Source organism: [Enterobacter] lignolyticus SCF1 (assembly GCF_000164865.1).
GTDB classification, from domain to species: Bacteria; Pseudomonadota; Gammaproteobacteria; order Enterobacterales; family Enterobacteriaceae; genus Enterobacter_B; species Enterobacter_B lignolyticus.
The window spans coordinates 4,674,591-4,700,658 of record NC_014618.1 but is presented as its reverse complement, the minus strand read 5'-3'; the positions used below and the strand labels follow the sequence as shown (position 1 = coordinate 4,700,658).

Sequence of the window (26,068 nt, the reverse complement as noted above, 5' to 3'; positions counted from 1 at the left end):
AAAAAAAAGCCTTCTCAGCGAGAAGGCTTTTTTATTGGACGATCATTCGATATCGAGCGGGTCTTCCGACAGGATGATGCCGGTGTTGTCGGCATAGAGATGATCGCCGGAGAAGAAGGTCACGCCGCCGAAGTTGACGCGGACGTCGCTCTCGCCAATCCCTTCGCCAGCCGCGCCGACCGGGATCGCAGCCAGCGCCTGAATGCCGAGATCCAGCTCTTCTAAATCGTCGACCTGACGCACCGCGCCGTAGACGACAATGCCTTCCCATTCGTTCTGCACCGCGAGGCGGGCGAGGTCGGCGTCGATAAGCGCGCGACGAACAGAACCCCCGCCGTCCACCAGCAGGATACGGCCACGGCCGTTCTGTTCGAGCATATCGTACAGCAACCCGTTATCTTCGAAACATTTCACCGTGATGATTTGTCCACCAAACGACGACCGTCCACCAAAGTTGGAGAACAGGGGTTCCACGACGTTGACATCTTCCTGGTAGATGTCGCAAAGCTCGGAGGTATCGTATTTCATAGGCTTAACGTTCAGTTGCTGCGAGTGTTTTCAGTATATCGCGCTATCGCGGTTGTTGGCAAAATCATCAATTGTTAATTGATATTTGTCAGTTAACTCGCCAGACGGCTCAGCACAATCCCCACGACAAACAGCAGGTTAGTCAATAAGGCTCCTTTTACCGTGCGCTCAAGCATCGGCGGCATATCGGTCGGGTCGAGGTGCGTCAGCACAAAACGCGCCTGTTTAACCAGCAGCGGTGCGGCGAGAAGGAACAGCCATCCCCACAGGCTGTGCAGCGTCAGCAGGTTAAACAGCGCCAGACACAGCAGCGACCCCATCAGCAGGCATGCGTGATAACGACGGGCATTCACCGGGCCCAGGCGTACCGCCAGCGTGTTCTTGCCGTTTTCGCGGTCGCTGTTGATATCCCGCAGGTTGTTGATGTTCAGCACCGCGGTCGCCAGCAGGCCGCAGGCGGTCGCGGGCAGGAACATGGCCGGAACGATATTGTGCGCCTGCAGATACCAGCTCCCCATCACGCTGAGCCAGCCGAAAAAAATCAGCACCGAAATATCGCCAAGACCGATATAGCCATACGGACGGGTGCCGACGGTATAGGTGATGGCGGCGATAATCGACAGCCCGCCCAGCACCAGAAAACCGATAAAGTCGCCCACGTTCTGCCAGGACGCCGCCAGCAGCGACAGACCGGACAGGCAGATCAGCGCCACGGTGACCACCAGCGCACGCTTCATCTGCGCCTGGGTGATCGCGCCTTTCTGCATGCCGCGCAGCGGGCCGATACGGTCAGGCTTATCGCTGCCTTTTACCGCGTCGCCATAGTCGTTCGCCAGGTTGGAGAGGATCTGCAGTAGCCCGGCCGTGATAAGCGCCAGCAGCGCCACCAGCGGGTCGAAATGTCCCTGCCACCAGGCAAGCGCGGTGCCGACAACGATAGCGGCAAACGCCAGAGGTAATGTCTTGGGGCGCAGGCTTTCCAGCCACGCCTGAGTACGGCTGATATCAGTCATAGTTATTTAGCCAATAAAAATGGGGGCTATAGCCCCCATCAACAGTGATGAAAATGCAGTAACCGCGATTATAGGATAAAACGGCTCAGATCTTCATCTGCCACCAGCGCATCAAGATGCTTACTAACATATTCCGCATCAATGGTAATGCTCTGACCGTTCAGGTCGCTGGCGTCGTAAGAGATATCTTCCATCAGGCGTTCCAGGACGGTATGCAGACGACGGGCGCCGATGTTCTCGGTCGTTTCGTTCACCTGCCATGCCGCTTCGGCAATGCGCTTGATGCCGCTTTCGGTAAAGCTGATGTCCACGCCTTCGGTCGCCATCAGCGCTTTGTACTGCACGGTGACCGATGCGTTCGGCTCGGTCAGAATGCGTTCAAAGTCCTGGGTCGTCAGCGCCTTCAGCTCCACGCGGATCGGCAGACGGCCCTGCAGCTCCGGGATCAGATCCGACGGGCTGGCGACCTGGAACGCGCCGGAAGCGATAAACAGAATGTGGTCGGTTTTCACCATCCCGTGCTTGGTGGAGACAGTACAGCCTTCCACCAGCGGCAGCAGGTCGCGCTGTACGCCTTCGCGGGAAACGTCCGGGCCGGAGGTATTGCCGCCGCGCTTACAGATTTTGTCGATTTCGTCGATAAACACGATACCGTGCTGCTCAACGGCTTCGATCGCGTCCTGCTTCAGCTCTTCCGGGTTCACCAGCTTTGCCGCTTCTTCTTCAATCAGCAGCTTCAGGGCGTCTTTGATTTTGAGCTTGCGAGGCTTCTGCTTCTGGCCGCCCAGGTTCTGGAACATCGACTGCAGCTGGCTGGTCATCTCTTCCATGCCCGGAGGTGACATGATTTCAACACCCATCGGCGCCGCCGCGAGGTTGATTTCGATTTCTTTATCGTCCAGCTGACCTTCGCGCAGTTTTTTACGAAACGCCTGGCGCGCCGCCGACGGCTCCTGCGCCTGCTCGGTCTGGCCCCAGTTGTTTTTCGCCGGTGGGATCAGCACGTCGAGAATGCGCTCTTCCGCCAGTTCTTCCGCGCGGTAGCGGTTTTTCTCGATGGACTGCATGCGCACCATTTTAATGGCGGAGTCGGTCAGATCGCGGATGATGGAGTCAACTTCTTTCCCCACATAGCCCACTTCGGTGAACTTGGTGGCTTCTACCTTGATGAACGGCGCGTTGGCAAGCTTCGCCAGACGACGGGCGATTTCGGTTTTACCCACGCCGGTGGGGCCGATCATCAGAATGTTTTTCGGGGTGACTTCGTGGCGCAGCTCCTCGTTGAGCTGCATGCGGCGCCAGCGGTTACGCAGCGCGATAGCCACAGAACGCTTGGCGGCGTCCTGACCGATAATATGTTTGTCCAGTTCGCTGACAATTTCGCGTGGGGTCATTTCAGACATGGGAGATCCTTACGCTTTGGAGGTCAATTCTTCGATGGTGTGGAAGTGGTTGGTATAAATGCAAATATCGCCTGCAATATCCAACGCTTTCACCGCGATATCACGGGCGCTCATCTCGGTGTTTTCCAGCAGGGCGCGCGCTGCAGCCTGCGCATACGGGCCGCCGGAACCGATGGCGATCAAATCATTTTCTGGCTGCACTACATCGCCGTTGCCGGTGATGATAAGCGAGGCGTTTTCATCCGCGACGGCAAGCAGGGCTTCCAGCTTGCGCAGCATACGGTCGGTACGCCAGTCTTTCGCCAGCTCAACGGCGGCTTTCACCAGGTGGCCCTGATGCATTTCCAGCTTACGCTCAAACAGTTCAAACAGCGTGAAGGCGTCCGCGGTGCCCCCGGCAAAGCCAGCGATCACTTTGTCGTTATACAAACGACGCACTTTTTTCACGTTGCCTTTCATGACGGTATTGCCAAGCGTAGCCTGACCATCACCGGCGATGACTACATGACCGTTACGGCGAACACTTACTATTGTTGTCACGAAGGACCCCCTGGTACAAAGCAGAATAGGGGCCCCGCACAGCGTACGGGGCAGAATGCAATTATAGATGGGGGGGATTTTGGGGGTTTCAACCCCCGGCGGCGAGACGAATGCAGTTTGTGTGACCTGCCAGCTTCAGGCGGGAAATTGTGCCGTCGGCGGTGTCTTTGCCTTTCATCGGGCCGATCACCACGCGGTTCCAGCCGTTATTGGTCGTAATACGGGAATCGAAGCCTTCGAACGCCAGCTGCGCGCGAACGGTTTCCGCCTGATCCGCGCCTTTAAACGACCCGCACTGCACCAGCCAGCGGCGGTCGTCTTTTTTCTCCGCCGCGGCTTTCGCCGGTTCAGGTTCGCGCGTTATCGGCGCGGCCTGCTGCGCTTTTGGCTGTTGCGCCGTGGTGTGCGCAGGCGTTTGCAGCAGATCCTGATACGGCTGCTGCGACGCGGCCGTTTGCTTCGGCGGCGTCTGGTGCGTCGGCTGGCTTTGCGCCGTGCGCGTTTGCTGCTGCGGCTGCTGATACGGCTGTTCCGTCACCCGCGGCTGGGTGCGCGGCTGCTGTACCGGCTGCGTCTGCGTCCATTGTTGCTGTTGCTGCTGTACCGGCTGTGTCTGCGCCCACTGCTGCTGTTGCGCTTGCTGTGCCATCCGCTGACGCTGCAGCGTTTGCTGGCGCTGCGCTGGCGTCTGTTCGTTCCACGGCACCTCGGTGAGCTGCGTCGGCTGCTGGCGCATATCGGCCTGCATCTGAGCCAGCAGCTGGCGCTGTTCGTCCGTTAGCTGATCGGCATTCTTCACTTCGCCGCCTGCGGAGGGTTCCGTCGGCGCGCGCACGCCCGGCTGGCGGCTTTCCAGCTCTTTAATGTAGCGCCAGCGCTCTTCCGGTTTCGGCGGTAGTCCATTACCCGTAACCTGGCGGCCCTGCAGGGCATCCGCCTCTTCTTTCTTGTGATGGGTAATAAAGTACAGGCCACCGATAAAGGCTACCAGCACGGCCGCGGCAATCGCGACCATGGCCGGTGAAACTGCGGGAAAACTGCTTTGCTTTTTCCGTGAGCTTCGTGAAGGGCTCTTTTTGCGCCGCGAAGGAGCCGGTTGGCTGCTGCGGCGTACATAATCTCGTTGTGCCACTATCGTTTCGCTGTATTTATTCGTTCGTCAGCCCGTCATGTTACTTAAGCGACGGAGCTTTGACCAGAAGCGCTAGTCTTAAAGGTATTTAATTTAGGTCATATTTTTCGCGTACTGCCGCGAACCACCAGCTCACAGTCGAGCAACCGCGAACCGCTGCTGACGGTCTGACCGCTCAGCTGGTCAAGCAACAGGAGCATCGCTTCGCGACCGATGTCGAAACGCGGCTGCGACACGGTGGTCAGCGGCGGATCGCAGAACTCGGCCAGCGAAATGTTATCAAAGCCGACAAGCGACAGATCTTCCGGCACCTTCAGTCCCCGGCGTTTCGCCAGCGACAGCGCGCCGAGCGCCATAATATCGCTATGGCAGAAAATAGCGGTCGGCGGCTGCGGCAGCGCCAGCAGCTGCTCCAGGGCGCTGGCGCCCGCTTCGAAGGTGAAGTCGCCGCGGGCGATATAGTGCGGATCGACGGTAATCCCGCAGCGGCGCAGCGCCTGCACGTAGCCCTGCAGGCGGTAGTGGCACAGCGGCATCTCTTCCGGCCCGGCGATACAGCCGATGCGCTGGTGCCCCAGCTCATGCAGATAGTTGACGGCGTCAAAGGCGGCGGTGAGGTTGTCGATATGCACCGTCGGCAGCTCAAGCTCCGGCGCAAACTCGTTGGCCATCACCATCGGCGGCAGATTACGCTGCTCTTCAATACTGGCGTCAAACGGCAGACGCGAGCCCAGCAGCAGCATACCGTCGATCTGCTTGGTGATGATAAGGTCGATAAAGGTCTTTTCCTGCTGGTTCTGATGGGCGCAGTCGCCGATCAATACCAGGTAGCCATGGCTGGCGGCGGTGATTTCGATTCCGCGGATGATTTCGCTAAAAAAGGGATCGCAAATATCCGGAACAATCACCAGGATGGTGCGCGATTCATTACGTTTCATGTTCCGCCCGAGCGACTGCGGCAGATAACCCACTTCCAGCGCGGCTTTTTCGACTTTATTACGTGTCGCCTGGGATACCTTGTCGGGGTTCATTAACGCTCGGGATACGGTTGCCGTAGAGACATTCGCCTTCAGGGCAACATCCTTCATGGTTGCCGCAACCACTTCATTTTTGGGCTTCACCTGGGTTCTCCTCGCAGACGGGAACAGAGACTTCCGCTGTCTCTGATATCAGTCTCTTTTTTTATCAGATAGTCAGGTCGGGGAGTTACAGAATTTTCATGAAAATTGTGACGGAAGTTGAATTTTTCGATCCGCTTCGCAGTGTGACGCGTTAACCCTCTATCGGATCGACATCTAATACCCATTTTACCTTGCGCGACGCAGGTAAGGTATTGACCAGCGCCATCGTCCCGCTGACTACGTGCTGTAGTCGCAGACGCGACGGATGTTGCAGGACAATCTGCCAGCGCCAGCGGCCGCCGCGCTTTGGCGCCAGTGCGGGTACCGGGCCCAGCAGCCACAGCTTGTCATCGGCCAGCGGGCTGGCCTGCAGGAGGTTGCGCAGCTGCTGAAGGAACAGCGGCGCCTGCTGGTTATCGTGGTCTTCCGCGCGGATCAGCACGTGGCTGGTCCACGGCGGCAGCTGCAGCGTCTGGCGCTCGGCCAGCGCCTGTTGGGCAAACTCATCGTACCCTTTGTACAGCAGCGTTTGCAGCAGCGGATGCTCCGGGTGATGCGTTTGCAGCACCACTTCGCCCTGCTTGCCGGCGCGTCCGGCGCGCCCGGAGACCTGGGTGTAGAGCTGGGCGAAACGCTCCGCCGAGCGGAAGTCGGCCGAGAACAGCGCGCCGTCGACATCCAGCAGCGCCACCAGCGTGACGTCGGGAAAGTGGTGCCCTTTTGCCAGCATCTGGGTGCCGATAAGAATGCGCGCGCCGCCGCGATGAACGTCGGCAAGATACTGCTCCAGCGCGCCCTTACGGCTGGTGGTGTCCCTGTCGATACGGGAAATCGGCGCCTCCGGGAACAGCGGCCTGAGCGCCTCTTCAAGCTGCTCGGTGCCCAGCCCGACCGGAACCAGATGGGTGGAGCCGCAGGAAGGGCACTGGCGCGGCACCGGCCGCTGGCTGTCGCAGTGGTGGCAGCGCAGGTGGCGCTGCGCCTGGTGCAGCGTGTAGTAGTGGTCGCAGCGCGGGCATTCGGCGATCCACCCGCAGTCGTGGCACAGCAGCGCCGGGGCGAAACCGCGGCGGTTCAGAAACAGAATGACCTGGTTATCCGCCTGCAGATGCTGGCGCATCCGGTGAATTAAGGCGGGAGATAACCCCGCCTGCAGCTGCTGACCTTTCAGATCCAGCACGTGCTGCACGGCCGGACGCGCGTTACCGGCGCGTTTGCTCAGCTTCAGCTTGCGGTATTTACCCTGACGGACGTTGTGCAGGGTTTCCAGCGCGGGCGTCGCCGAACCGAGGATCACCGGAATCTGCTCGCTGTGGGCGCGCCAGACGGCAAGGTCGCGGGCGTGGTAGCGCCAGCCTTCCTGTTGCTTATAGGAGCTGTCGTGCTCCTCATCAATGACGATAACGCCGAGGTTGTTAAACGGCGTAAACAGGGCCGAGCGGGTGCCGATGACGATCGCCGCCTCGCCGTTTTTGGCCTTCAGCCAGGCCGACAGGCGCTCGCTGTCGTTGAGGGCGGAGTGCAGCACCTCGACCGGCGCGTTGAAGCGCTCGCGAAAACGGGCGATGGTCTGCGGCGTCAGGCCGATTTCCGGCACCATGACCAGCGCCTGCTTGCCCTGGGCCAGCACGTTTTCCAGCACGCTGAGGTAGACTTCCGTTTTCCCTGAGCCGGTCACACCGTCCAGCAGCCAGGCGGAAAAGCTGTCAGCATGGCTGTGGATCGCGCCGACCGCGGTGGCCTGCTCGGTATTCAGCCGTAGCCGCTCACCGGAAAGCGTATAGCCGTCGCGCCAGTCGGTAATAGCCGGAGCGGCGCTTGCCATGTCGCAGTAGCCTTTTTTCCGCAGCCCCTGCAGGGCGGCCTCGTTAAACTCAAGCTCCGCGACCTGATGGCGCCAGATATTGCCCTGGCGCAGCGCCGCCAGCGCCTGCTGCTGTTTATGAGAACGCTTCAGGCTGTTGATATCCACCGCCTGGCCCTGCTCGGTCGCGAACCAGTACCACAGCGGCGCGGCGCTGGCGGGTTTGCCCTGCCGTAGCAGAATGGGCAGCGCGTGGAACAGCACATCGCCAATTGGGTGATGGTAGTACTCCGCCGCCCACAGCAGCATGCGCCATACCGCCGGGGTATAGACCGGCTCGTCGTCCAGCACCTCGATGACCGGTTTGAGATCGCTCAGCGGCAGTTCGCTCTTGTCGCCGCTCGCCACGACGACCCCAACGCGCTCCTGCTGTTTGCCGAACGGCACCCGCACCCGGCACCCGGCCTTGACGCTGACGCCTTCAGGCAACAGATAATCAAAGGTGCGGGCAAGCGGAACGGGCAGGGCTACATGGGCTACGGGCATCGGCGCTTCCTGGCTTGAAATTCGGTGAGACAGTATACACATTGTGATGATCGGTGGCGGATCAGTTTGCATACGGTGGTTAAATTCTGTATGATTCGCCGCCTTTGATGCGCTATCTGCGCGGCAAAAAATCCTAATATCAACTTCGCGTGGTGTCTGGCGTTAGGGCCGGAAGAGCGACGCGGCCTTAAACTGAGGTTTCCCATGAAAAAAGGTATTCACCCGAATTATGTAGAAATTACTGCAACCTGTTCTTGCGGTAATGTCATCAAAACCCACTCTACCGTGGGTCACGACCTGAACCTGGACGTGTGCGGCAAATGCCACCCGTTCTTCACTGGTAAGCAGCGTGTTGTTGATACCGGTGGTCGTGTTGAGCGTTTCAACAAACGCTTCAGCATCCCGGGCAGCAAATAAGTTACCCGAGAAAAAGGCGCCGCGAGGCGCCTTTTTTGCATCTGTGGATCAGTATTCCCACGTTTCCGGATCGATCCCCAGCTCGCGCATGATCGCTTTGGCTTCTTCAGGGATTTCATCGCTGCGCTCTTTGCGCAGATCGTCATCGTTCGGTAACGGTTGGCCGGTAAACGCATGCAGGAACGCTTCGCACAGCAGCTCGCTATTAGTCGCGTGACGCAGGTTATTCACCTGACGACGGGTGCGTTCATCAGTGAGGATCTTTAACACCTTCAGAGGAATGGAAACCGTAATTTTTTTTACTTGTTCACTCTTCTTACCGTGCTCAGCGTATGGGCTGATATATTCGCCGCTCCATTCAGCCATGAGATACCTTAATCCTCTTCGTCATTAATAAAGGGTCAGAACCTGGGGTTCGGACATAAACGCGCGTAGTTTACCGTAGAGGCGCGACCCTGACACGGGGAAAGCGTCCGCAGATGTGCGCTAATGCATATAATTTTAACGGCTATTGGCCGATTGCTCAATCTATACGCAAAGAAGTTTAGATGTCCAGATGTATTGACGTCCATTGTCGCAGTGGTTACTCTGTGGCCTGACTCTTTATCGACCATGCCAGGAACGATTCACTATGACGCGTAAACAGGCCACCATCGCAGTGCGTAGCGGGTTAAATGACGACGAACAGTATGGCTGCGTTGTCCCGCCAATTCATCTTTCCAGCACCTATAATTTTACCGGTTTTAACGAGCCTCGCGCCCACGACTACTCGCGTCGCGGCAACCCGACGCGCGACGTCGTGCAGCGCGCGCTGGCGGAACTGGAAGGAGGCGCAGGCGCGGTGTTGACCAATACCGGCATGTCGGCTATTCATCTGGTCACCACCGTTTTTCTCAAGCCCGGCGACCTGTTGGTGGCGCCGCACGACTGCTACGGCGGCAGCTATCGCCTGTTTGATAGCCTTGCCCGGCGCGGCTGCTATCGCGTGCTGTTCGTCGATCAGGGCGATGAGCAGGCGCTGTGCGCGGCACTGGCGGAGAAACCGAAGCTGGTTTTAGTCGAAAGCCCAAGTAACCCATTGTTGCGCGTCGTTGATATTGCGAAAATCTGTCGCCTGGCGCGCGACGCGGGGGCGGTGAGCGTTGTGGATAACACCTTCCTGAGCCCGGCGCTGCAAAATCCGCTGGCGCTGGGGGCCAATCTGGTGCTGCACTCGTGCACCAAATACCTGAACGGCCACTCCGATGTGGTCGCCGGGGTGGTGATCGCCAAAGAGGAAGAGACCGTCACCGAGCTGGCATGGTGGGCGAATAATATCGGCGTCACCGGCAGCGCGTTCGACAGCTACCTGCTGCTGCGTGGCTTGCGTACGCTGTCGCCGCGCATGGAGGTGGCGCAACGCAACGCGCAGGCGATTGTCGATTTCCTCAGGCAGCAGCCGCTGGTGAAAAAGCTGTACCACCCGTCGCTGCCGGAAAACCAGGGGCACGAAATTGCCGCCCGCCAGCAAAAAGGGTTCGGCGCGATGCTCAGCTTTGAGCTGGATGGCGACGAACAAACGCTTCGCCGCTTTTTAAGCGGGCTGTCGCTGTTTACACTGGCGGAATCGCTGGGCGGGGTGGAGAGCCTGATCTCCCATGCCGCCACCATGACCCACGCGGGCATGGCGCCGGAAGCCCGCGCGGCGGCCGGTATTTCTGAGACGCTGTTACGTATCTCAACCGGTATTGAAGATTGTGAAGATTTGATTGCCGACCTGGAAAATGGGTTCCGGGCAGCAAAAGAGGGGTAACCATGAGTGTGATAGCGCAGGCAGGGGCGAAGGGTCGTCAGCTGCATAAGTTTGGTGGCAGTAGTCTGGCGGATGTGAAATGTTACCTGCGCGTGGCAGGTATTATGGCTGAGCACTCGCAGCCCGACGATATGATGGTCGTTTCCGCCGCCGGCAGCACCACCAACCAGCTGATCAACTGGCTGAAGCTCAGCCAGACCGACAGGCTCTCTGCGCATCAGGTTCAACAGGCGCTGCGCCGCTACCAGGTCGAGCTGATGACCGGCCTGCTGCCGCCGGACGTCGCCGACGGCATGGTGGCCCAGTTTATCCACGATCTCGAACGCCTGGCGGTGCTGCTCGATAGCGGCATCACCGACGCGGTGTATTCCGAAGTCGTCGGCCACGGCGAAGTGTGGTCCGCGCGCCTGATGGCTGCCGTACTGGAGCAGCAGGGGCTGGCGGCCGCCTGGCTCGACGCCCGCGAGTTTCTGCGCGCGGAACGCGCCGCGCAGCCGCAGGTGGATGAGGGGCTCTCTTATCCGCTTTTGCAGCAGCTGCTGGCGCAGCATCCGCACAAGCGTCTGGTGGTCACCGGGTTTATCAGCCGCAATAACGCCGGGGAAACCGTCCTGCTGGGCCGTAACGGCTCTGACTACTCCGCCACCCAGGTGGGCGCGCTGGCGGGGGTGTCCCGCGTGACTATCTGGAGCGACGTCGCCGGGGTATACAGCGCTGACCCGCGCAAAGTGAAGGATGCCTGCCTGCTGCCGCTGCTGCGTCTTGACGAAGCCAGCGAGCTGGCGCGTCTGGCGGCGCCGGTGCTGCATGCCCGTACGCTGCAGCCGGTCTCCGGCAGCGATATCGACCTGCAGCTGCGCTGTAGCTATACGCCGGATCAGGGCTCCACCCGCATTGAGCGCGTGCTGGCTTCCGGCACCGGGGCGCGTATCGTCACCAGCCACGACGATATCTGCCTGATTGAATTCGAAGTCCCGGCGAGCCAGGATTTTAAGCTGGCGCACAAAGAGATCGACCTGATTCTTAAGCGCGCCCAGGTGCGCCCGCTGGCGGTGGGCGTGCATAACGACCGCCATCTGCTGCAGTTTTGCTATACCGCCGAAGTGGCCGACAGCGCGCTGAAGCTGCTGGATGAAGCCGGGCTTCCCGGCGAGCTGCGTTTGCGTCAGGGTCTGGCGCTGGTCGCGATGGTTGGAGCGGGCGTGACCCGCAACCCGCTGCACTGCCACCGTTTCTGGCAGCAGCTGAAAGGCCAGCCGGTGGAGTTTACCTGGCAGTCGGAAGAGGGCATCAGCCTGGTGGCGGTGCTGCGTACCGGGCCGACGGAGAGCCTGATTCAGGGGCTCCACCAGTCGCTGTTCCGCGCGGAGAAGCGCATCGGCCTGATGCTGTTCGGCAAGGGCAATATCGGCTCCCGCTGGCTGGAGCTGTTCGCCCGCGAGCAGATCACGCTCTCTGCCCGTACCGGCTTTGAGTTCGTGCTGGCCGGGGTGGTCGACAGCCGCCGCAGCCTGCTGAGCTACGAAGGTCTCGACGCCAGCCGGGCGCTGGCCTTCTTTGACGATGAGGCCGTTGAGCAGGACGAAGAGTCGCTGTTCCTGTGGATGCGCGCCCATCCGTATGACGATCTGGTGGTGCTGGACGTTACCGCCAGCCCGCAGCTGGCCGATCAGTATCTCGATTTCGCCAGCCACGGTTTCCACGTGATCAGCGCTAACAAGCTGGCGGGCGCCAGCACCAGCGATAAGTACCGCCGCATCCACGACGCGTTTGAGAAAACTGGTCGTCACTGGCTGTATAACGCCACCGTCGGCGCCGGGCTGCCGGTCAACTTTACGGTGCGCGATCTGCGCGACAGCGGCGATACGATCCTCGCCATCAGCGGAATTTTCTCCGGCACCCTGTCATGGCTGTTCCTGCAGTTTGACGGTACCGTCCCGTTCACCGATCTGGTGGATCAGGCCTGGCAGCAGGGGCTGACGGAGCCGGATCCGCGCGTTGATCTTTCCGGCAAAGACGTGATGCGCAAGCTGGTGATCCTCGCCCGTGAAGCGGGTTACGACATCGAGCCGGACCAGGTGCGCGTTGAGTCGCTGGTGCCGTCGCACTGCGAGGAAGGGTCGATTGACCACTTCTTTGAAAACGGCGACGAGCTGAACGAGCAGATGGTGCAGCGCCTCGAAGCCGCCCGCGAAATGGGGCTGGTGCTGCGCTACGTGGCGCGGTTCGACGCCAACGGCAAGGCGCGCGTCGGCGTTGAGGCGGTGCGTCCTGAACACCCGCTCGCCGCGCTGCTGCCGTGCGACAACGTGTTTGCCATCGAGAGCCGCTGGTATCGCGATAACCCGCTGGTGATCCGCGGGCCTGGCGCGGGCCGCGACGTTACCGCCGGGGCGATTCAGTCCGACATCAATCGTCTGGCGCAGCTGCTGTAATTACTCCTTCGGGTTCGCCGCAAAGACCTCTTTTGCGGCGAACAGCCCGTTCAGCGCGGCTGGAAAACCGGCATATACCGCCATCTGCATGATCACCTCGACAATTTCCTCCTGCGTCAATCCCACGTTCAGCGCAGCAGCAAGATGCACCTTCAGCTGCGGCGCGGCATTGCCCAGTGCGGTTAAGGCCGCGACGGTCGCAATTTCCCGATCGCGCAAATTCATCCCTGGCCGGGAATAGATATCACCAAAAGGAAATTCGATCAGGTAACGGGCGAAGTCTGGTGCGATATCCTGCAGGCTCTTGACGACCCCGTCCCCTCCTTGACCATCGACCTGTTGCAGCATCTTCTGACCCGTAATAAAGCGTTCTGAATGCATGGCGTTTTCCTCATTTGTCTGTGGTATGGCATGAGGATAGGGGGTACAGAACGGTGTGGATAATACCGTTTTTGTGATACCTTTTTGGTATGACAACATCACGACTCCATTCGCTGGATATTCGGCTGCTGCGCTACTTTGCGGTGGTGGCGGAAGAAAACAATATGACCCGCGCGGCGCAGCGGCTCTTTATGTCACAGCCGCCGCTGAGCCGTCATATTCGCCAGCTTGAAGAACGCCTGGGGATGACGCTTTTTGAGCGCCATACGCGTGGGCTTACGCTGACGGCGGAAGGACAGCGAGTGCTGGAGACGGTCCGTCCTCTGCTGGCGCTACAGGATAAAACCTATGCCGCGCTGAACCAGCTGGCGGAAACCGGCGCGCAGTCGCTGCGTCTGGGGTTGAGTACCGCGTTTGAGCAAGGTGTTTTTGTCTCGCTGGAAGCGCAGCTTAACGCCCGTGTGGAGAGACTGCATATTGCGCGCCATGGCTCTCCCGATCTGGTTCGTCTGCTGCGAAAGGGAAAACTCGACGCCGCGCTGGTGGCGCTGCCGCTTGAGACGGCAGAACTGGCGGTGACGCCGCTCGGCTGGCAGGAACCGTTAGTCGCGGCGCTCCCTTCTGCCTGGCCGGAAGCCGACACGCCGTCCCTCTCCTTAAATGCGCTTAGCGATCGGCCGCTTTTCTGGTTCAAACGCGAACGTAATCCGGCCTTTTTTGACTTCACCCGGCAACATTTCCGCCGTGCCGGTTTTTCTCCGGTTTACCTGGAGGAGCCTCTGGAGCATGACGTACTGCTCGCGCGCATTGCCCACGGCGACGGCCTGAGCCTGCTACCGGCTTCGTTTGCCGCTATTCAGCGTCAGGGCGTTGTGTTCCGTCAGCTGGATGACCCGGCGCTGTCGGTAAGCATGGGGGTAGTGATGAGCATTGAGAGCGAAACACGGCTGCAGTGGCTCAGGGCCTTACTGGGACAAACCTTCGCCGTTGCGCTAAAAGGCGCCGACGCGCCGCGATAACTTTTATGCATAGTCGCTAATAAATCGGCATTTTTTACTTAAACATCATGCTGATAGTGTGTTCCTGTCGAGGGTAAATAAGCAGGAGCAGCAATGAAGCACACCATTGGCATACTGGGCGGCATGGGGCCTGCGGCAACGGCCGACATGCTGGAAAAATTTGTCGCGCTGCGCCGCGCCAGCTGCGATCAGCAGCATATCCCGCTGATTGTCAGCTCCATTCCCGATATTCCCGATCGTACGGCCTGTTTATTATCCGGCGGCCCGTCGCCTTTTCACTCTCTCGAGCAGTACCTGCATATGCTGGAAGCGGCAGGGGCGGAGTGCATTGTGATCCCCTGCAATACGGCCCATTACTGGTTTGAGGATTTGCAGGCGGTGGCGAAGGTGGAGATGATCAGTATCCTCGACGCCACGCTGAACGCCATTCCCGACGGAGTTTCCTGCGTCGGGCTGCTGGCGACCGATGCGACGCTGGCGGCCAGGCTGTATCAGGATAAAGCTGCGGCGCGGGGGATGACGCTGATTCAGCCCGAGCGCGAGGAGCAGGCGCAGGTGATGCAGGCCATTTATGCGCTGAAACGCGGTGATAAGACCGCGGCCGAAGCGCTGCTGCTGCCGCAGATACGCCAGCTGGCCGCCCGCGGCGCTCAGGCGATAATTATGGGCTGTACCGAAATACCGCTGATTGTGGCCGGGCACGAGGATGCATTCAGCTGCCGGTTTGTTGACTCCACGGCGTCCCTGGTGCGTGCGGCGATCCGCTGGTATGAGTCCTGGCCGGATACCCGCGCGGCGTGCGCATTACCGCAGTATGCGCACGCCTGATTCGGTCTATGGCGCGGCGTGCTGTTGACGTAAATCGCGCCAGAAAATTTCGGCGACCTGGCTCATTCGGGTATTCATACGGTAAGCATAGGCCTCAATCGGAATGATCAGCTCGTCGTCGTTGAGTACCACCAGCTGCCCACGGCGGATTTCCTCTTCAATGGCATACTCCGGCAGCCAGGCGACGCCGCAGCCGTCCATTGCCACGCGTTTTAGCAGCTCGCTCATGGATGAAACAAAAAAGGTGCTGAAGCTCAGCTGCGTGTGACGCGTGAGCGTGCGGTTGATAAGCCTCCCCATATACGAGTTACGGCTGTAGTTGAGCAGAGGAAAATGCGGCTGATCCAGGGTGTAGCGCGGTTTTCCCCGCGCGTCGCTGGCGCATACCGGAAACAGGCGCGATTCAAACAGGCGGATATGGTCGAACGGCGGCTGCAGCAGGTTCTCGTCGTAATAGGAAAAGATAAAGTCGCTCTGACCTTCGCGCAGCATATCCACGGCCTGGTCCACGTCGATGGCTTCAACGGAATAGGTGAAATGCGTCGGCATCTGTTTGACGATGGACGGCAGCAGGCCGAGCGACAGCGAATGGGCCGCCGCCAGCTTGATTTTACGCAGCGCAAAATCGCTGCCGCCGCGCAGTTCGGTCAGGTTGCTTTCCAGCTGCTGCAGCAAATGGCGGACCTGGGAGTGAAAGATTTTTCCCTGCTCGGTGAACTGCAGCGGGGAGACCTGGCGGTTGAATAACTCCACCCCTACCGCGTGTTCCAGCGAGCGAATGCGTCGGCTGAAGGCCGGCTGCGAGACGTTACGAAGAATGGCCGCCTGGGAAAAATTTCGGCATTTCTCCAGGGTCAGAAAATCATAAAGCCATTTTGTTTCAATGTTATGCAAGCCTGCTCCACTGATGTCCATAAGGGTCTGCTCTGTTAGCCGTCCATAAGGGCATTCTACGACCATTCGGACGGCTGACAATCTTTCAGACCGATTCAAAGGTGCCTTTTACGCAGGCTTTCCCGTCCTCAACCATCCGTTTCCCGCGGGCGAAAACCTGTTCAATCCGCAGTTCCGGCGTCAGCACCAGCAGGTCGGCATCGTAGCCTGGCGCAATTTCCCCTTTTGTCGACAGGCCAAGAAACGCCGCCACGCTGGTGGTGAGCGGGCGCAGCGCATCCGTCAGGGTAAAGCCGTGGCGCTGTACCAGCATTTGCAGCGTTTCCAGCAGGCTGGCAAAACCGGCCACACCGATACCGGTCAGATTACCCGCGGTATCAAACAGCGGCTGGCTGCCGTTGCCGTCGGAGCTGAGCGTAATCCGGGCAAGCGGCACGCCGGCGCTGACTGCCCGGGCGATACCGTCTGCAGGCGTCACCGGGCTGGGAATGCCGCTGGTGATATCCATTACGCCGCCCCGATGCGCAAACGCGATCGCCTGCTCGAATAGCGCCTCGCTGCGGTTAACATGGGTCGGGAGCAGTTTGCCGATGGGAACATCGCTGTTTTCCAGAATATCGTACAGCGGCTGCAGCCCCTTTTTGCTGCTGCCCATATGGAACACGCTGACGCCGGGCTTACCGCCGAGCAGCCCGCCCACCCGCGATTCAGCGGCCATGCTGGCCAGGCGCCAGGCGTCCGGTGCGCTGGAACGGTGATCGGAGACTGCGCACTTCACGCCGAGCACGCGGTCGAGAAGCGCCACGTCTTTCTCCACCGAGCCGGTTATCGTCGGCGAGGGGACGTGATACGCGCCGGTCAGCATCCAGGCGGTGATCCCTTCTTCGTTCAGCGCCCGGGTTTTCGCCAGCAGCGATTCGGGATGGCGGGTGACGGCGTCTGTGCCAAGCAGGCCGACCACCGTGGTGATCCCGGCTTCCGTCAGGCGGCTTAACGTCACTTCCGGCGTGCGCGTCGTCGGCCCCGCTTCGCCGCCGCCGCCGATCAGATGGACGTGCTGATCGATAAAGCCGGGGCACAGCACGCGACCGTGCAGCGGAATCAGGGCGCAGTCCGGTACGGTATCCGGCGGAATATGGCTATCGACGGCGATAATTTTGCCGTTGGCGACCAGTACGTCGCACGTTCCCCGGTCTTCTGGCGCGAACAGCTGCGCGCCCTGCAGCAGCTGAAACTGCGCTGCGGATAAATCAGGCATGGTGACTCCTTTCTAAACAATAAGCTGCATAACCCAGATAGACAGCAGCGCGTTGATGGCGCAAACGGCGATGATGTGCGGGTAATATCGGGCGTTCACTTCGGCGGTCCCCAGACAGCGGCCCACGTTCTGCACCGGGTTGCCCATCAGGTAGATAGCAGGCAGCAGAACGGTAACGTCATGACCGTTCAGCGCCCCTGCGGCCAGCAGGCTTGCCGAGACGCCCACCGCGCCGCCCATACTCATCAGCGAGGCCAGCAGAACCGTTGCCGCTTCGCCGGGCAGCCCCCACAGCGCCATGACGGGCTGACAGATGTGGCCTACCCAGTCGAGCAGGCCGGTGATTTTCAGCGCCTGGATAATGACGAACGCCATAACGACGTTAGGCAGCAGGTTGGTGGTGGCGATCGTAAAGCCGCGACGCGCGCCATCGATAAACATGTCCATGACGTTTTTGCGTACCTGAGTCGTCATGATGTGGCTCCTTGCGTTGGGGTACGGCGTTCTTCCAGGCTTATCCACAGACGAAGCAGGTTGGCGCCGATAAATTTAAACACCAGAATCACCGCCAGCGGCACAATGACCGAGGTGCCAAGGAAGGCGAACACCGCCACGCCGGAGGAGAAATAGTTGGTGATGATGGCGCTGCCGCTGGTCTGGTACGCCGCGAAAATGACTTTATCCCGCTCGGTAATCTCACCCTCCTGCGCCAGCTCTTTGGTCATACCGGCGGCGGCGTCGGTGTTTTGCAGGTTGGCGATCAGCGCTAATGAGCAAATTCCCGGGATACCCAACAGCGGCTTGAGCACCGGGGTCATCAGCTGCTGCGCCGCGCGCAGGCCGCCAAGGCCATCGGTAATGGCGATGATGCCAAGCGACAGGATGACCGACGGCGCAAGCTCAAGGGCGAACAGAAAGCCATCTTTCGCCCCCGCGCCGCCGGTGCCGCGAAACGTCAGGGCCGCCTTATCCAGGCCGTTGGTGATGTGGCCAAATGAGCCATTTAACACCGTAAAATCAAAGACCCGCCACCAGCCTTCGCTGCCGGAGAAAACCCCGGAAAAGAAGATGATAGTGAGGAAAAAAGAGAGATACCCTTTCAGGCCGACCCGCTCTGTGTCCAGCGGCATGGCCGCGTTTTCTCCTTGTTGCGCCATAGCATTCCCCGTGATGATTTTTAATATGTTGTGTCGTGTCGCTGTCAGCATGGGTGTTTAATTACCCAAAACAGAATGACCTTATCAGTCGTATGGGTATTGGGAAAATGCAAGTATGTATCGCGCTATGCGTTTCTTGCATAGCGCAGGGCGCGCATGCGGGAGGGGCGGATCATGAACTTTTTTCATCTTCGCTGAATATTCCTCATCCTCATTGCTGTTTTTTCAGTTGACGGCGGTCGCCTTTTCCGTCATTTTTACATCTGGACGTCTAAACGTATAGAAGTTCGAAAAACAACACACCATGACACGCGAAAGATAGAGGTACGGTATGAGCTTTTTTCACGCCAACCAGCGGGAAGCCCTGAATCAGAGCCTGGCCGAGTTAGATGGCCAGATTAACGTTTCCTTTGAGTTTTTCCCGCCGCGCACCAGTGAAATGGAGCAGACCCTGTGGGCCTCTATCGACAGACTGAGCAGCCTGAAGCCCAAATTTGTCTCCGTGACCTACGGCGCGAACTCCGGCGAGCGCGACCGCACTCACAGCATCATCAAAGGGATCAAAGAGCGTACGGGCCTGGAAGCGGCGCCGCACCTGACCTGTATTGACGCTACCCGCGACGAGCTGCGCGCCATCGCTCAGGACTACTGGAACAACGGCATCCGCCATATCGTGGCGCTGCGCGGCGATTTACCGCCAGGCAGCGGCAAGCCGGACATGTATGCCGCCGATCTGGTGACGCTGCTCAAAGAGGTGGGGGATTTCGATATTTCCGTGGCCGCCTACCCGGAAGTTCACCCGGAGGCGAAAAGCGCGCAGGCGGATCTGCTGAACCTGAAGCGCAAGATTGATGCCGGGGCTAACCGCGCCATCACCCAGTTTTTCTTTGACGTTGAAAGCTACCTGCGCTTTCGCGACCGCTGCGCCGCGACCGGTATTGATGTCGAAATCGTCCCCGGTATTCTGCCGGTCTCAAACTTTAAGCAGGCGAAGAAGTTTGCCGACATGACCAACGTGCGTATTCCGGCCTGGATGGCGAAAATGTTTGACGGTCTGGATGATGATGCGGAAACCCGCAAGCTGGTCGGCGCGAATATCGCCATGGATATGGTGAAAATTCTCAGCCGCGAAGGGGTGAAAGATTTCCACTTTTATACCCTGAACCGCGCCGAAATGAGCTACGCTATTTGCCACACGCTGGGCGTGCGTCCGGCCGTATAATTTCCGTTTCCCTTCTTTAACCCGCTGCGGCAATATCGCGCGGCGGGTTTATTCTCCCCACGCCGTTATTATTGCAATAATAATTATTGCGTTTGCGATAAGTCTGTTTCTCTCCCCGTGATATTATTAAATTCATTTTTTAACGCCGCGAATTTTGTTTCTTAAGTTAAATAATGTTGGTTTTTTAGTCTTATTGTGATTATGTATTGCCAGTTATAAACGGTCGGACACATAATTCGCTGTGCGATCGGCAATATTACAGCAATGGTAAATCAGGGATGAAGCGTCACTTAATTAAATATGGCCTTATTTTAGGGGGGCTTGGGTTTATTTTTCCCGTTAGCGCCGCGCCATTATCGCCAGCCGATCGGGACAGTATTCAGCAACAGCAGCAGCAGTTACTCGAACAAAACCAGCGCCAGCGCGACGAGCTGGAAAGAAGCACATTGCTGCCTCGTCTCCCGTCCGCCAGACCCGCCGAACCGGCTAAAGGCCCCTGCTTTACGGTATCCCGCATTGAGCTTGACGGCGCCACGCGGATGAGCCCGCGCGAGCAGCAGCGGGTGACCGCGCCGTGGCGAAACCAGTGTCTCGATATTGCGCGCCTCAATGACCTGACGAATCAGATATCGGACTGGTATATCAGCCGCGGCTATATCACCAGCCGGGCGTTTTTAACCGAGCAGGATCTTTCTGGCGGTACGCTGCATATTGCGGTACTGGAAGGAAAACTCCAGAAAATACATCTTGAGGGCGTTCCGGCCCGCACGCTGAAAATGGTATTCCCCGGGCTTGAGGGCAAGATCCTTAATCTGCGGGATATTGAACAGGGTATGGAGCAGATCAACCGGATACGTAAGACGCCGGTGGAAATAGAAATTCAGCCCGGCGACGGCCAGGGCTGGTCCATTGTGAATCTTACGGCTAAACCTGAATTTCCGTTAAGTGCATCGCTGAGCTTTGATAATAGCGGGCAAAAGGTTACCGGCGTCGGGCAAATTAGCGGGTCGCTGGTCGCGAATAATTTACTGGGGCTGGCGGACCAGTGGTTCGTCAGCGGCGGGCGCAGCAGCGATTTCTCTACCGCGAAGGATGCGCAGAATTTCGCGGCGGGGGTCAGCGTACCCTGGGGATACAGCCTGTTCGACTACAGCTGCAGCTGGAATAACTATCTCGCCACCATCGACAACAACGGCTGGTTATGGCGTTCGGGCGGCGATACCCAGACGCAGCGCGTGAATTTTTCCCATGTCCTGTTCCGTAACGGCGATATCAAAACCGGGATGTCGCTTGGCGTAAACCAGCGTATCACCCGCAACTACCTTAACGACGTGAGGCTTGAAAGCAGCAGCCGGACGCTGACCAGCCTGCTGTTTGGCCTTAATCACACGCAAAAAATGCTTGGCGGGGTCGCCACCTTTAACCCGACGTTCAGCCGCGGCGTGCCGTGGCTCGGGGCGCAAAATGACGACGGTAACCCCGGCGACCTGCCGAAAGCGCAGTTTCGCAAATGGAGCCTGAACGCCAGCTTCCAGCGCCCGCTGACGGAGACGCTGTGGTGGCTGACCAGCGCCTACGGCCAGTGGTCGCCGGACCGCCTGTACGGCAGCGAACGGGTGACCCTTGGCGGCGAGAGCTCGGTGCGCGGCTTTAAGGAGCAGAGCATCTCCGGCGATAACGGCGGCTACTGGCGCAACGAGCTCAACTGGGCCCTGTTTACCCTGCCGGTGATAGGCCAGATCAGCAGCGTGGCGGCGCTGGACGGCGGCTGGCTGCAGTCCGACCCACTCGACAGCCGGTCATCGGGAACGCTGTGGGGCGCCGCCGTGGGGGTCAGCACGGCGAACCGCTGGGTTTCAACGCAATTTACCGTCGGGACGCCGCTCGCGTATTGGCCGCGACCTGACGATCGCCAGCGTTCAGGACCGGGCGAAATACGACAGTAAATCGACATCATCGGGTGTAAACCTGAGCGTCTGCGTGCCGCCATTCTGTTTTGGCAACGTTGTTGAGGGCAGCGCAAATGCCAGTGCGGAGAAACTGAACAACAACTACCAGTCGGTCAAGGATCAGAGCGGTATCTATGCCGGCAGTGGTGGTTTTGATATTACGGTTGGTCAGCATACTCAACTGGATGGCGCCGTGCTCGCGTCGGAGGCTTCGGCGGATAAAAACCGGCTTGATACCGGAACGCTGGGCTGGAAAAACCTGGATAACCTTTCTGAATGGAGCGGTAAACAGGCAGGCGTGACGGCCACAAATACCGGTATGCCGACCACCGGCCTGGGGCAGGCTACCGGGGATGAGCGCGGCACGACGCACAGTGCGGTTGCCGATGGTACGATCATCATTCGTGATAAGGACCGTCAGCAGCAGGATATTGCCGGGCTCAGCCGTGACACGGCGAATGCGAACCACAGCGTGAAGGACGGGTTTGACGCTGGTAAGGTGAAGGATAAGCTGGAGATCCAGAAGGAAGCGACCGCGCTGGGCATTCAGGCCGCAAACGCTTACAAGGCCGCGATGGAGCATGAGGCCGCGGAGAAGAATGCGGCGCTGAAGGATGAAATCAGCAGGGAGCATCCGGGCGCAACGGAAGAAGCGCTTAATGCAGCCGTGAAGAACGACAGCCGCTACATAGATGCTGAGAAGGAGTATGGGCCCGGGAGTGATTTCTGGCGTGCGACATCCGGGGCAACGGGCCTGATTGCGGGCATCCTGGGGGGCAACATTGAAGGTGGTGTTGCCGCAGGTGTTGCGCCGTATATGGCGAAGCTGGTGAAGGATGCCTCGGGGGGCAATAAGGTTGCCCGCGTGGCGTTGCATGGTATTGTGTCGGCAGCGCTGGCGCAGGCGCAGGGAGGAAACGCGCTGTCTGCGGCGGCAGGCGGAATGATGTCTGCAGCGGTGATGGATGAGAACCTGGCCGACGCGTTTTTTGGTAAGAAAGTGGATGAGCTGAACGGCGAAGAACGGCAGTTTATCAGCAACCTTGCCACGGTAGTGGGTGCCGTGGCAGGCGGTAGCGTGGGTGGAGATACGTTCTCGGCAGCCAGTGGCGCGAATGCGGCGCGGGTGGAGGTTGAGAATAACTCGCTCAGTGGAGACAAGTCCCGAGAATCCGTTAAGCAGAGCGCGGAGTACTGGAAAGATCAGGTTCGGGATAAGCTGGGTAAAGGCACAACATCTGCCATAGCGAACGGCATTATCAATGCGGTTGCGGATACCGGAGACTCAGCGCTGGGATCCGCTGACTATGTCGCGGATGCAGCAATGGCGCTGGCATCGTGTGCTGCCGGGGATAGTTACTGCAATAAGGCTTTAAGCGATCTGGCTGGCAAGAATCAGACAGTGGCTGACAGTGTTAAGGCTCTGATGAAAAGCGATACTTGGTCGAGTGTTGCAAGTACTCTGACAGGGGCGTGGGACGGGGATCAGGCCGCGCTGGAAGCTACTGGTGGAATACTGGCAAGTGTTATATTGCCGGGCAAGAAAGTTCCGAGCGGTATTGCAGATACTGGAAAATTATCGGCTGAAAAAGAAGCCTTAAGAAAAATTGCTCAGAACTCGAAAAACAGTACTGATTTAAGTGTTAAACCATTTGGAACAGTATTGCAACAGCAAGCGGTGAAGAAAATTGATAACCTTGCATCTCAGTTTAATAACCCGGCCGTACATCCAAAAGACTTTCAGTTAAATATTAATGGGAAAACGATGGTTACGGATCCAGAACTAAGTTTAGGTGCGCCTGTATTTAAGGGGGCCACTGATGCTGATGTCATGACTTACTTTAAGCAGCTTACAGGATCAGAAAATATGCCATCGGCTAAGGTTGTTCCCGGAAAAGGTAATGTGTACTCAGTAAAAATTACAGAAGGACCGTCTGCTGGTAGTACTGTAACATTGAGGGATTTTTCAACATCAGCGCAACAGACTGGTGCTAAATGGACTATAGATTTGATGACTCCATCGATAAATGGCGGAAGAAGGGTGGAGGTTAAATTTAAACAATGAAAGATATTAATGAAATATGCTCGTTGGTTATTAAAAGTTCTTATGGCCTATCAATGGGGGCTATATGGCAACATATCAGTGTTGAATGTGCTGACCTTTCTGATAATTACTCCTTCAGAAAGAAAGTGTTTTTTTGTATATTGACTAGACTATTAAATGAGAAAAAAATCAAATTAGCGGTGAATGGTGTTTTTTTATCGGGTACTGTTGAGCAACAAGTACAGATAGTACAAGCAGCTTGGCCACCATATCCATGTGAAGATGAAGATGATGATTTAGATGAGTATGGCATGTGGTTTTTGGTTAAAGCCCCTGCCGGAGTGGTATGGTTATCACCCGATGGTAAAGAGTTATGGACCTAAAATAATGTCTATCCCGCCCACAGTTGGCGGGATTTTTTTGCCTGCGAGCATTACCTACGAATTTATTGCCATCACCAGCCCGCCCACGCATCACCACATTTCTTTGCAAACGGAGGGACAGGGTATGTTTTGTTGAACCGCCACGTTGTGGCCGTCCTCCAAAACGCCGGTCAGTAACAGGTCAGGGCACGGCCCCGACACCCAGCCAGAATTACTGCAATGTAATGCAAGTCAGTGCAACTTAATGAAATTACGAAAGAGTCTGGCAAAAATTAGTGCAATGGAATGCAATATAGTGCAAATCTTTTATTTGCCAGTTAATCCAAGAGGCACGTTACCGACTGTATACAGTCGCGCGCCAAAGTGTCCCCCTTTGAAACCCGCTGACGCCTCGCGATGCTCGTTGTCCAACGCTTCACGCTGTCAGATTAAAATCTGTCAGCGTGAAGCGTTAGCATTAATCAGAGTGGTGTAAAAGTGATGTAATTATGACGTAGTGGGCGTTCACCTGGTGTAATAGTCACGCAATAGTGATGTATTTTTGATGTACAGGTATGGTTCCGCTGGATGACGCAGCAGAACCTGATACTGGCAAACCCGGCGGCAGACCTTGAGCTGCCCAGGCTGGAGAAACGCCTGCCGCGCTATATCCTGAGCGTTGAAGAAGTGGAGCAGGTGCTGGCGTTGCCGGACCTGAGCACTGCGGCAGGTGTCCGGGATCGGGCGCTGATGGAGGTACTGTGGTCAACGGGGATACGGCGCAGTGAAGCTGCCGGTCTGGAAGTGTTCAGCGTGGATGCGACCCGCCGCACCCTGACCATCGTACAGGGTAAGGGTAAACAGGACAGAGTGGTTCCGGTGGGCGAGCGTGCACTGTGGTGGGTACAGCGTTACCTGCACCACGTCCGGCCGCAGTTGCTGATCAATCCGCACTGTAAGGCGCTGTTCGTGGCGCTGGATGGTGTGGAGGGACTGGGGCCAAACGGCATCACCAATACCGTCAGCCACTGGATGAAAGCCTCCGGGCTGGTTGCGCACGGCAGTTGCCACCTGTTCCGGCATGCGATGGCGACGCAGATGCTGGAGAACGGAGCCGACCTGCGGTGGATACAGGCGATGCTGGGGCACCGTAGTGTGGAGAGCACGCAGATATATACTCAGGTGTCAGTGCGGGCGTTGCAGGCGGTTCATGCCACGACCCACCCGGCAGAGCGTGAAGTACACATCCGGGATGACAATACAGAGGATGAGCATCATAATGACAACACAAATGACACCACGTGAGGTTATGACGATGAGCAGTACTATCCACTTCCGTATCGACGAAGAAACCAAACGGCTGGCAATGCAGGCTGCAGAGCGCCAGCAGATGAGCCTGACGGAGCTGATGCGGCAGCGTGCCGAAGAGCTGGCCGCCGAAGAGCGCCGGCATCAGAACAGCGAGCATGAAGGCTGGCTGGAAGCACAGATAGCGCAGGCGTTCAGCCGTTATGACGCGGGCGAAGGAGAGTACATCAGCAACGACGAAATGGAAAACCGGATGAAGGCGCTGAAACAACGGGCCACGCGGGGTACACTGTGACGGTCAGTGTTGAATGGGAAAAACGCGCACAGCATGACAGGGAGAACATCTTCCTGTACCTGAACCGGGAAGCCGGCGCACTGGTCGCCATCGCAGCCGATGAGCGGCTGGCAGGCATGGCGGCCATCCTTGCAGAAAACCCGCTTGCCGGGGTGAAAGCCGGGCGTTCAGCGCGTCAGCGTAAGCTTGTGGTGCCTCACTTCCCGTTCATCATCGTCTATGCTACCGAAAATAAGAACGTGCGCATCCTGCGCGTGCTTCATACCTCCCGCAAGATAGCAGGCCGCTACAGCCAGAGCTGAGTCTGAACAGCATATTATCCCGCTGACTCCCGCATAATCCCTTAATAACCTAATCAGCCACTTACAGACGCTTATGAGGCGTGTGTCGTGGCATCACGTCTACATACTGATATGATGGTGGGGTAGCAGACCAGATGTCACGGCCGGGCGGTAGCGTCTGCGGGGCCAAAAACGCTTAACAGCGCAAAAAGTTGGCGGGCAGGAAGTACAGCAGGAAAAATAGGTTGTAAGTCACGGAAAGGACAGGGAAAAACTGTCATCGTTACGGGAATGTGCACCGGATCGAGTTGTTGTTGAGAATAATTTCCTCTCTGGTGA

At 58.2% G+C, this 26,068-nt stretch carries 24 protein-coding genes and 1 pseudogene; 12 read left to right on the top strand and 13 right to left on the bottom strand.

What is annotated here, in order from left to right:
• Positions 1–42: 42 nt before the first annotated feature.
• The 7 genes from rraA to priA form a co-directional block, all read right to left on the bottom strand.
• The gene (gene rraA / locus ENTCL_RS21795) at positions 43–528 is read right to left on the bottom strand and encodes a ribonuclease E activity regulator RraA (protein WP_013368283.1); all 486 of its coding nucleotides are present in this window, start codon (positions 526–528) and stop codon (positions 43–45) included.
• 92 nt (positions 529–620) lie between these two features.
• A complete protein-coding gene (gene menA / locus ENTCL_RS21790) occupies positions 621–1,547 on the bottom strand; it encodes a 1,4-dihydroxy-2-naphthoate polyprenyltransferase (protein WP_157865618.1) in 927 nt (308 codons plus the stop codon).
• A 62-nt stretch (positions 1,548–1,609) separates the two neighbouring features.
• Positions 1,610–2,944, bottom strand: a complete 1,335-nt coding sequence (gene hslU / locus ENTCL_RS21785) for an HslU--HslV peptidase ATPase subunit (protein WP_013368281.1) — start codon at positions 2,942–2,944, stop codon at positions 1,610–1,612.
• Between the two features lie 9 nt (positions 2,945–2,953).
• Complete coding sequence (gene hslV / locus ENTCL_RS21780) at positions 2,954–3,484, bottom strand: ATP-dependent protease subunit HslV (protein ID WP_013368280.1); 531 nt, start codon at positions 3,482–3,484, stop codon at positions 2,954–2,956.
• An 88-nt stretch (positions 3,485–3,572) separates the two neighbouring features.
• On the bottom strand, positions 3,573–4,616 hold the full coding sequence (gene ftsN / locus ENTCL_RS21775; RefSeq protein ID WP_071841438.1) for a cell division protein FtsN: 1,044 nt from the start codon (positions 4,614–4,616) through the stop codon (positions 3,573–3,575).
• A 98-nt stretch (positions 4,617–4,714) separates the two neighbouring features.
• A complete protein-coding gene (gene cytR / locus ENTCL_RS21770) occupies positions 4,715–5,737 on the bottom strand; it encodes a DNA-binding transcriptional regulator CytR (RefSeq protein WP_013368278.1) in 1,023 nt (340 codons plus the stop codon).
• 151 nt (positions 5,738–5,888) lie between these two features.
• Positions 5,889–8,087, bottom strand: a complete 2,199-nt coding sequence (gene priA, locus ENTCL_RS21765; protein WP_013368277.1) for a primosomal protein N' — start codon at positions 8,085–8,087, stop codon at positions 5,889–5,891.
• Between the two features lie 204 nt (positions 8,088–8,291).
• Between priA and rpmE the strand changes: the two genes are divergently transcribed.
• Positions 8,292–8,504: a 50S ribosomal protein L31 gene (gene rpmE / locus ENTCL_RS21760; protein ID WP_000715284.1), complete on the top strand. Its 213-nt coding sequence runs from the start codon at positions 8,292–8,294 to the stop codon at positions 8,502–8,504.
• Positions 8,505–8,552: 48 nt separating this feature from the next.
• Here rpmE and metJ read toward each other — a convergent pair whose 3' ends face one another.
• On the bottom strand, positions 8,553–8,870 hold the full coding sequence (gene metJ / locus ENTCL_RS21755; RefSeq protein ID WP_013368276.1) for a met regulon transcriptional regulator MetJ: 318 nt from the start codon (positions 8,868–8,870) through the stop codon (positions 8,553–8,555).
• 265 nt (positions 8,871–9,135) lie between these two features.
• On the opposite strand from metJ, the gene metB reads away from it, so the two are divergent.
• Both metB and ENTCL_RS21745 read left to right on the top strand, forming a co-directional pair.
• On the top strand, positions 9,136–10,296 hold the full coding sequence (gene metB / locus ENTCL_RS21750) for a cystathionine gamma-synthase (protein ID WP_013368275.1): 1,161 nt from the start codon (positions 9,136–9,138) through the stop codon (positions 10,294–10,296).
• A gap of 2 nt (positions 10,297–10,298) precedes the next feature.
• Positions 10,299–12,731: a bifunctional aspartate kinase/homoserine dehydrogenase II gene (locus tag ENTCL_RS21745; RefSeq protein ID WP_013368274.1), complete on the top strand. Its 2,433-nt coding sequence runs from the start codon at positions 10,299–10,301 to the stop codon at positions 12,729–12,731.
• Here the strand turns inward: ENTCL_RS21745 and ENTCL_RS21740 are convergent, their stop codons facing one another.
• A complete protein-coding gene (locus tag ENTCL_RS21740) occupies positions 12,732–13,112 on the bottom strand; it encodes a carboxymuconolactone decarboxylase family protein (protein ID WP_013368273.1) in 381 nt (126 codons plus the stop codon). It lies immediately after the preceding gene.
• An 89-nt stretch (positions 13,113–13,201) separates the two neighbouring features.
• Here ENTCL_RS21740 and ENTCL_RS21735 point away from each other — a divergent pair, with 89 nt between their 5' ends.
• Positions 13,202–14,131, top strand: a complete 930-nt coding sequence (locus tag ENTCL_RS21735) for a LysR family transcriptional regulator (RefSeq protein ID WP_013368272.1) — start codon at positions 13,202–13,204, stop codon at positions 14,129–14,131.
• A 93-nt stretch (positions 14,132–14,224) separates the two neighbouring features.
• Positions 14,225–14,959 carry a cysteate racemase gene (gene cuyB / locus ENTCL_RS21730; protein WP_013368271.1) on the top strand — a complete coding sequence of 245 codons (735 nt, stop codon included), beginning with the start codon at positions 14,225–14,227 and terminating at the stop codon, positions 14,957–14,959.
• 6 nt (positions 14,960–14,965) lie between these two features.
• Here the strand turns inward: cuyB and hypT are convergent, their stop codons facing one another.
• From hypT to ENTCL_RS21710, 4 genes are all read right to left on the bottom strand, one after another.
• Positions 14,966–15,874, bottom strand: coding sequence for a hypochlorite stress DNA-binding transcriptional regulator HypT (hypT, locus tag ENTCL_RS21725; RefSeq protein ID WP_013368270.1), 909 nt, complete (start codon positions 15,872–15,874; stop codon positions 14,966–14,968).
• 64 nt (positions 15,875–15,938) lie between these two features.
• Positions 15,939–17,111 (bottom strand): beta-aspartyl-peptidase, encoded by a 1,173-nt coding sequence (iadA, locus tag ENTCL_RS21720; RefSeq protein WP_013368269.1) that lies wholly within the window; start codon positions 17,109–17,111, stop codon positions 15,939–15,941.
• A 12-nt stretch (positions 17,112–17,123) separates the two neighbouring features.
• Complete coding sequence (locus tag ENTCL_RS21715; RefSeq protein WP_013368268.1) at positions 17,124–17,585, bottom strand: YjiG family protein; 462 nt, start codon at positions 17,583–17,585, stop codon at positions 17,124–17,126.
• Positions 17,582–18,268 carry a nucleoside recognition domain-containing protein gene (locus tag ENTCL_RS21710; protein ID WP_013368267.1) on the bottom strand — a complete coding sequence of 229 codons (687 nt, stop codon included), beginning with the start codon at positions 18,266–18,268 and terminating at the stop codon, positions 17,582–17,584. Before ENTCL_RS21710 ends, ENTCL_RS21715 begins: the two co-directional genes overlap by 4 nt.
• A gap of 331 nt (positions 18,269–18,599) precedes the next feature.
• Here ENTCL_RS21710 and metF point away from each other — a divergent pair, with 331 nt between their 5' ends.
• The 7 genes and pseudogenes from metF to ENTCL_RS21680 all read left to right on the top strand — a co-directional run bounded on the left by metF (position 18,600) and on the right by ENTCL_RS21680 (position 25,750).
• A complete protein-coding gene (gene metF / locus ENTCL_RS21705) occupies positions 18,600–19,490 on the top strand; it encodes a methylenetetrahydrofolate reductase (RefSeq protein WP_013368266.1) in 891 nt (296 codons plus the stop codon).
• 278 nt (positions 19,491–19,768) lie between these two features.
• On the top strand, positions 19,769–21,436 hold the full coding sequence (locus tag ENTCL_RS21700; protein ID WP_013368265.1) for a ShlB/FhaC/HecB family hemolysin secretion/activation protein: 1,668 nt from the start codon (positions 19,769–19,771) through the stop codon (positions 21,434–21,436).
• 34 nt (positions 21,437–21,470) lie between these two features.
• Positions 21,471–23,504 (top strand): VENN motif pre-toxin domain-containing protein, encoded by a 2,034-nt coding sequence (locus tag ENTCL_RS21695; protein ID WP_013368264.1) that lies wholly within the window; start codon positions 21,471–21,473, stop codon positions 23,502–23,504.
• A complete protein-coding gene (locus ENTCL_RS23355) occupies positions 23,501–23,866 on the top strand; it encodes a DUF596 domain-containing protein (protein ID WP_071841437.1) in 366 nt (121 codons plus the stop codon). Before ENTCL_RS21695 ends, ENTCL_RS23355 begins: the two co-directional genes overlap by 4 nt.
• A 546-nt stretch (positions 23,867–24,412) precedes the next feature.
• Positions 24,413–25,150: pseudogene (xerC, locus tag ENTCL_RS23535) on the top strand (site-specific tyrosine recombinase XerC); the annotation flags it as partial.
• A 10-nt stretch (positions 25,151–25,160) separates the two neighbouring features.
• Entirely contained in the window at positions 25,161–25,448 is a 288-nt protein-coding gene (locus tag ENTCL_RS23925) for a DNA-damage-inducible protein J (RefSeq protein WP_013368261.1), read from the top strand.
• The gene (locus ENTCL_RS21680; protein WP_013368260.1) at positions 25,445–25,750 is read left to right on the top strand and encodes a type II toxin-antitoxin system RelE/ParE family toxin; all 306 of its coding nucleotides are present in this window, start codon (positions 25,445–25,447) and stop codon (positions 25,748–25,750) included. The genes ENTCL_RS23925 and ENTCL_RS21680 overlap by 4 nt, the downstream gene beginning before the upstream one ends.
• Positions 25,751–26,068: the final 318 nt, after the last annotated feature.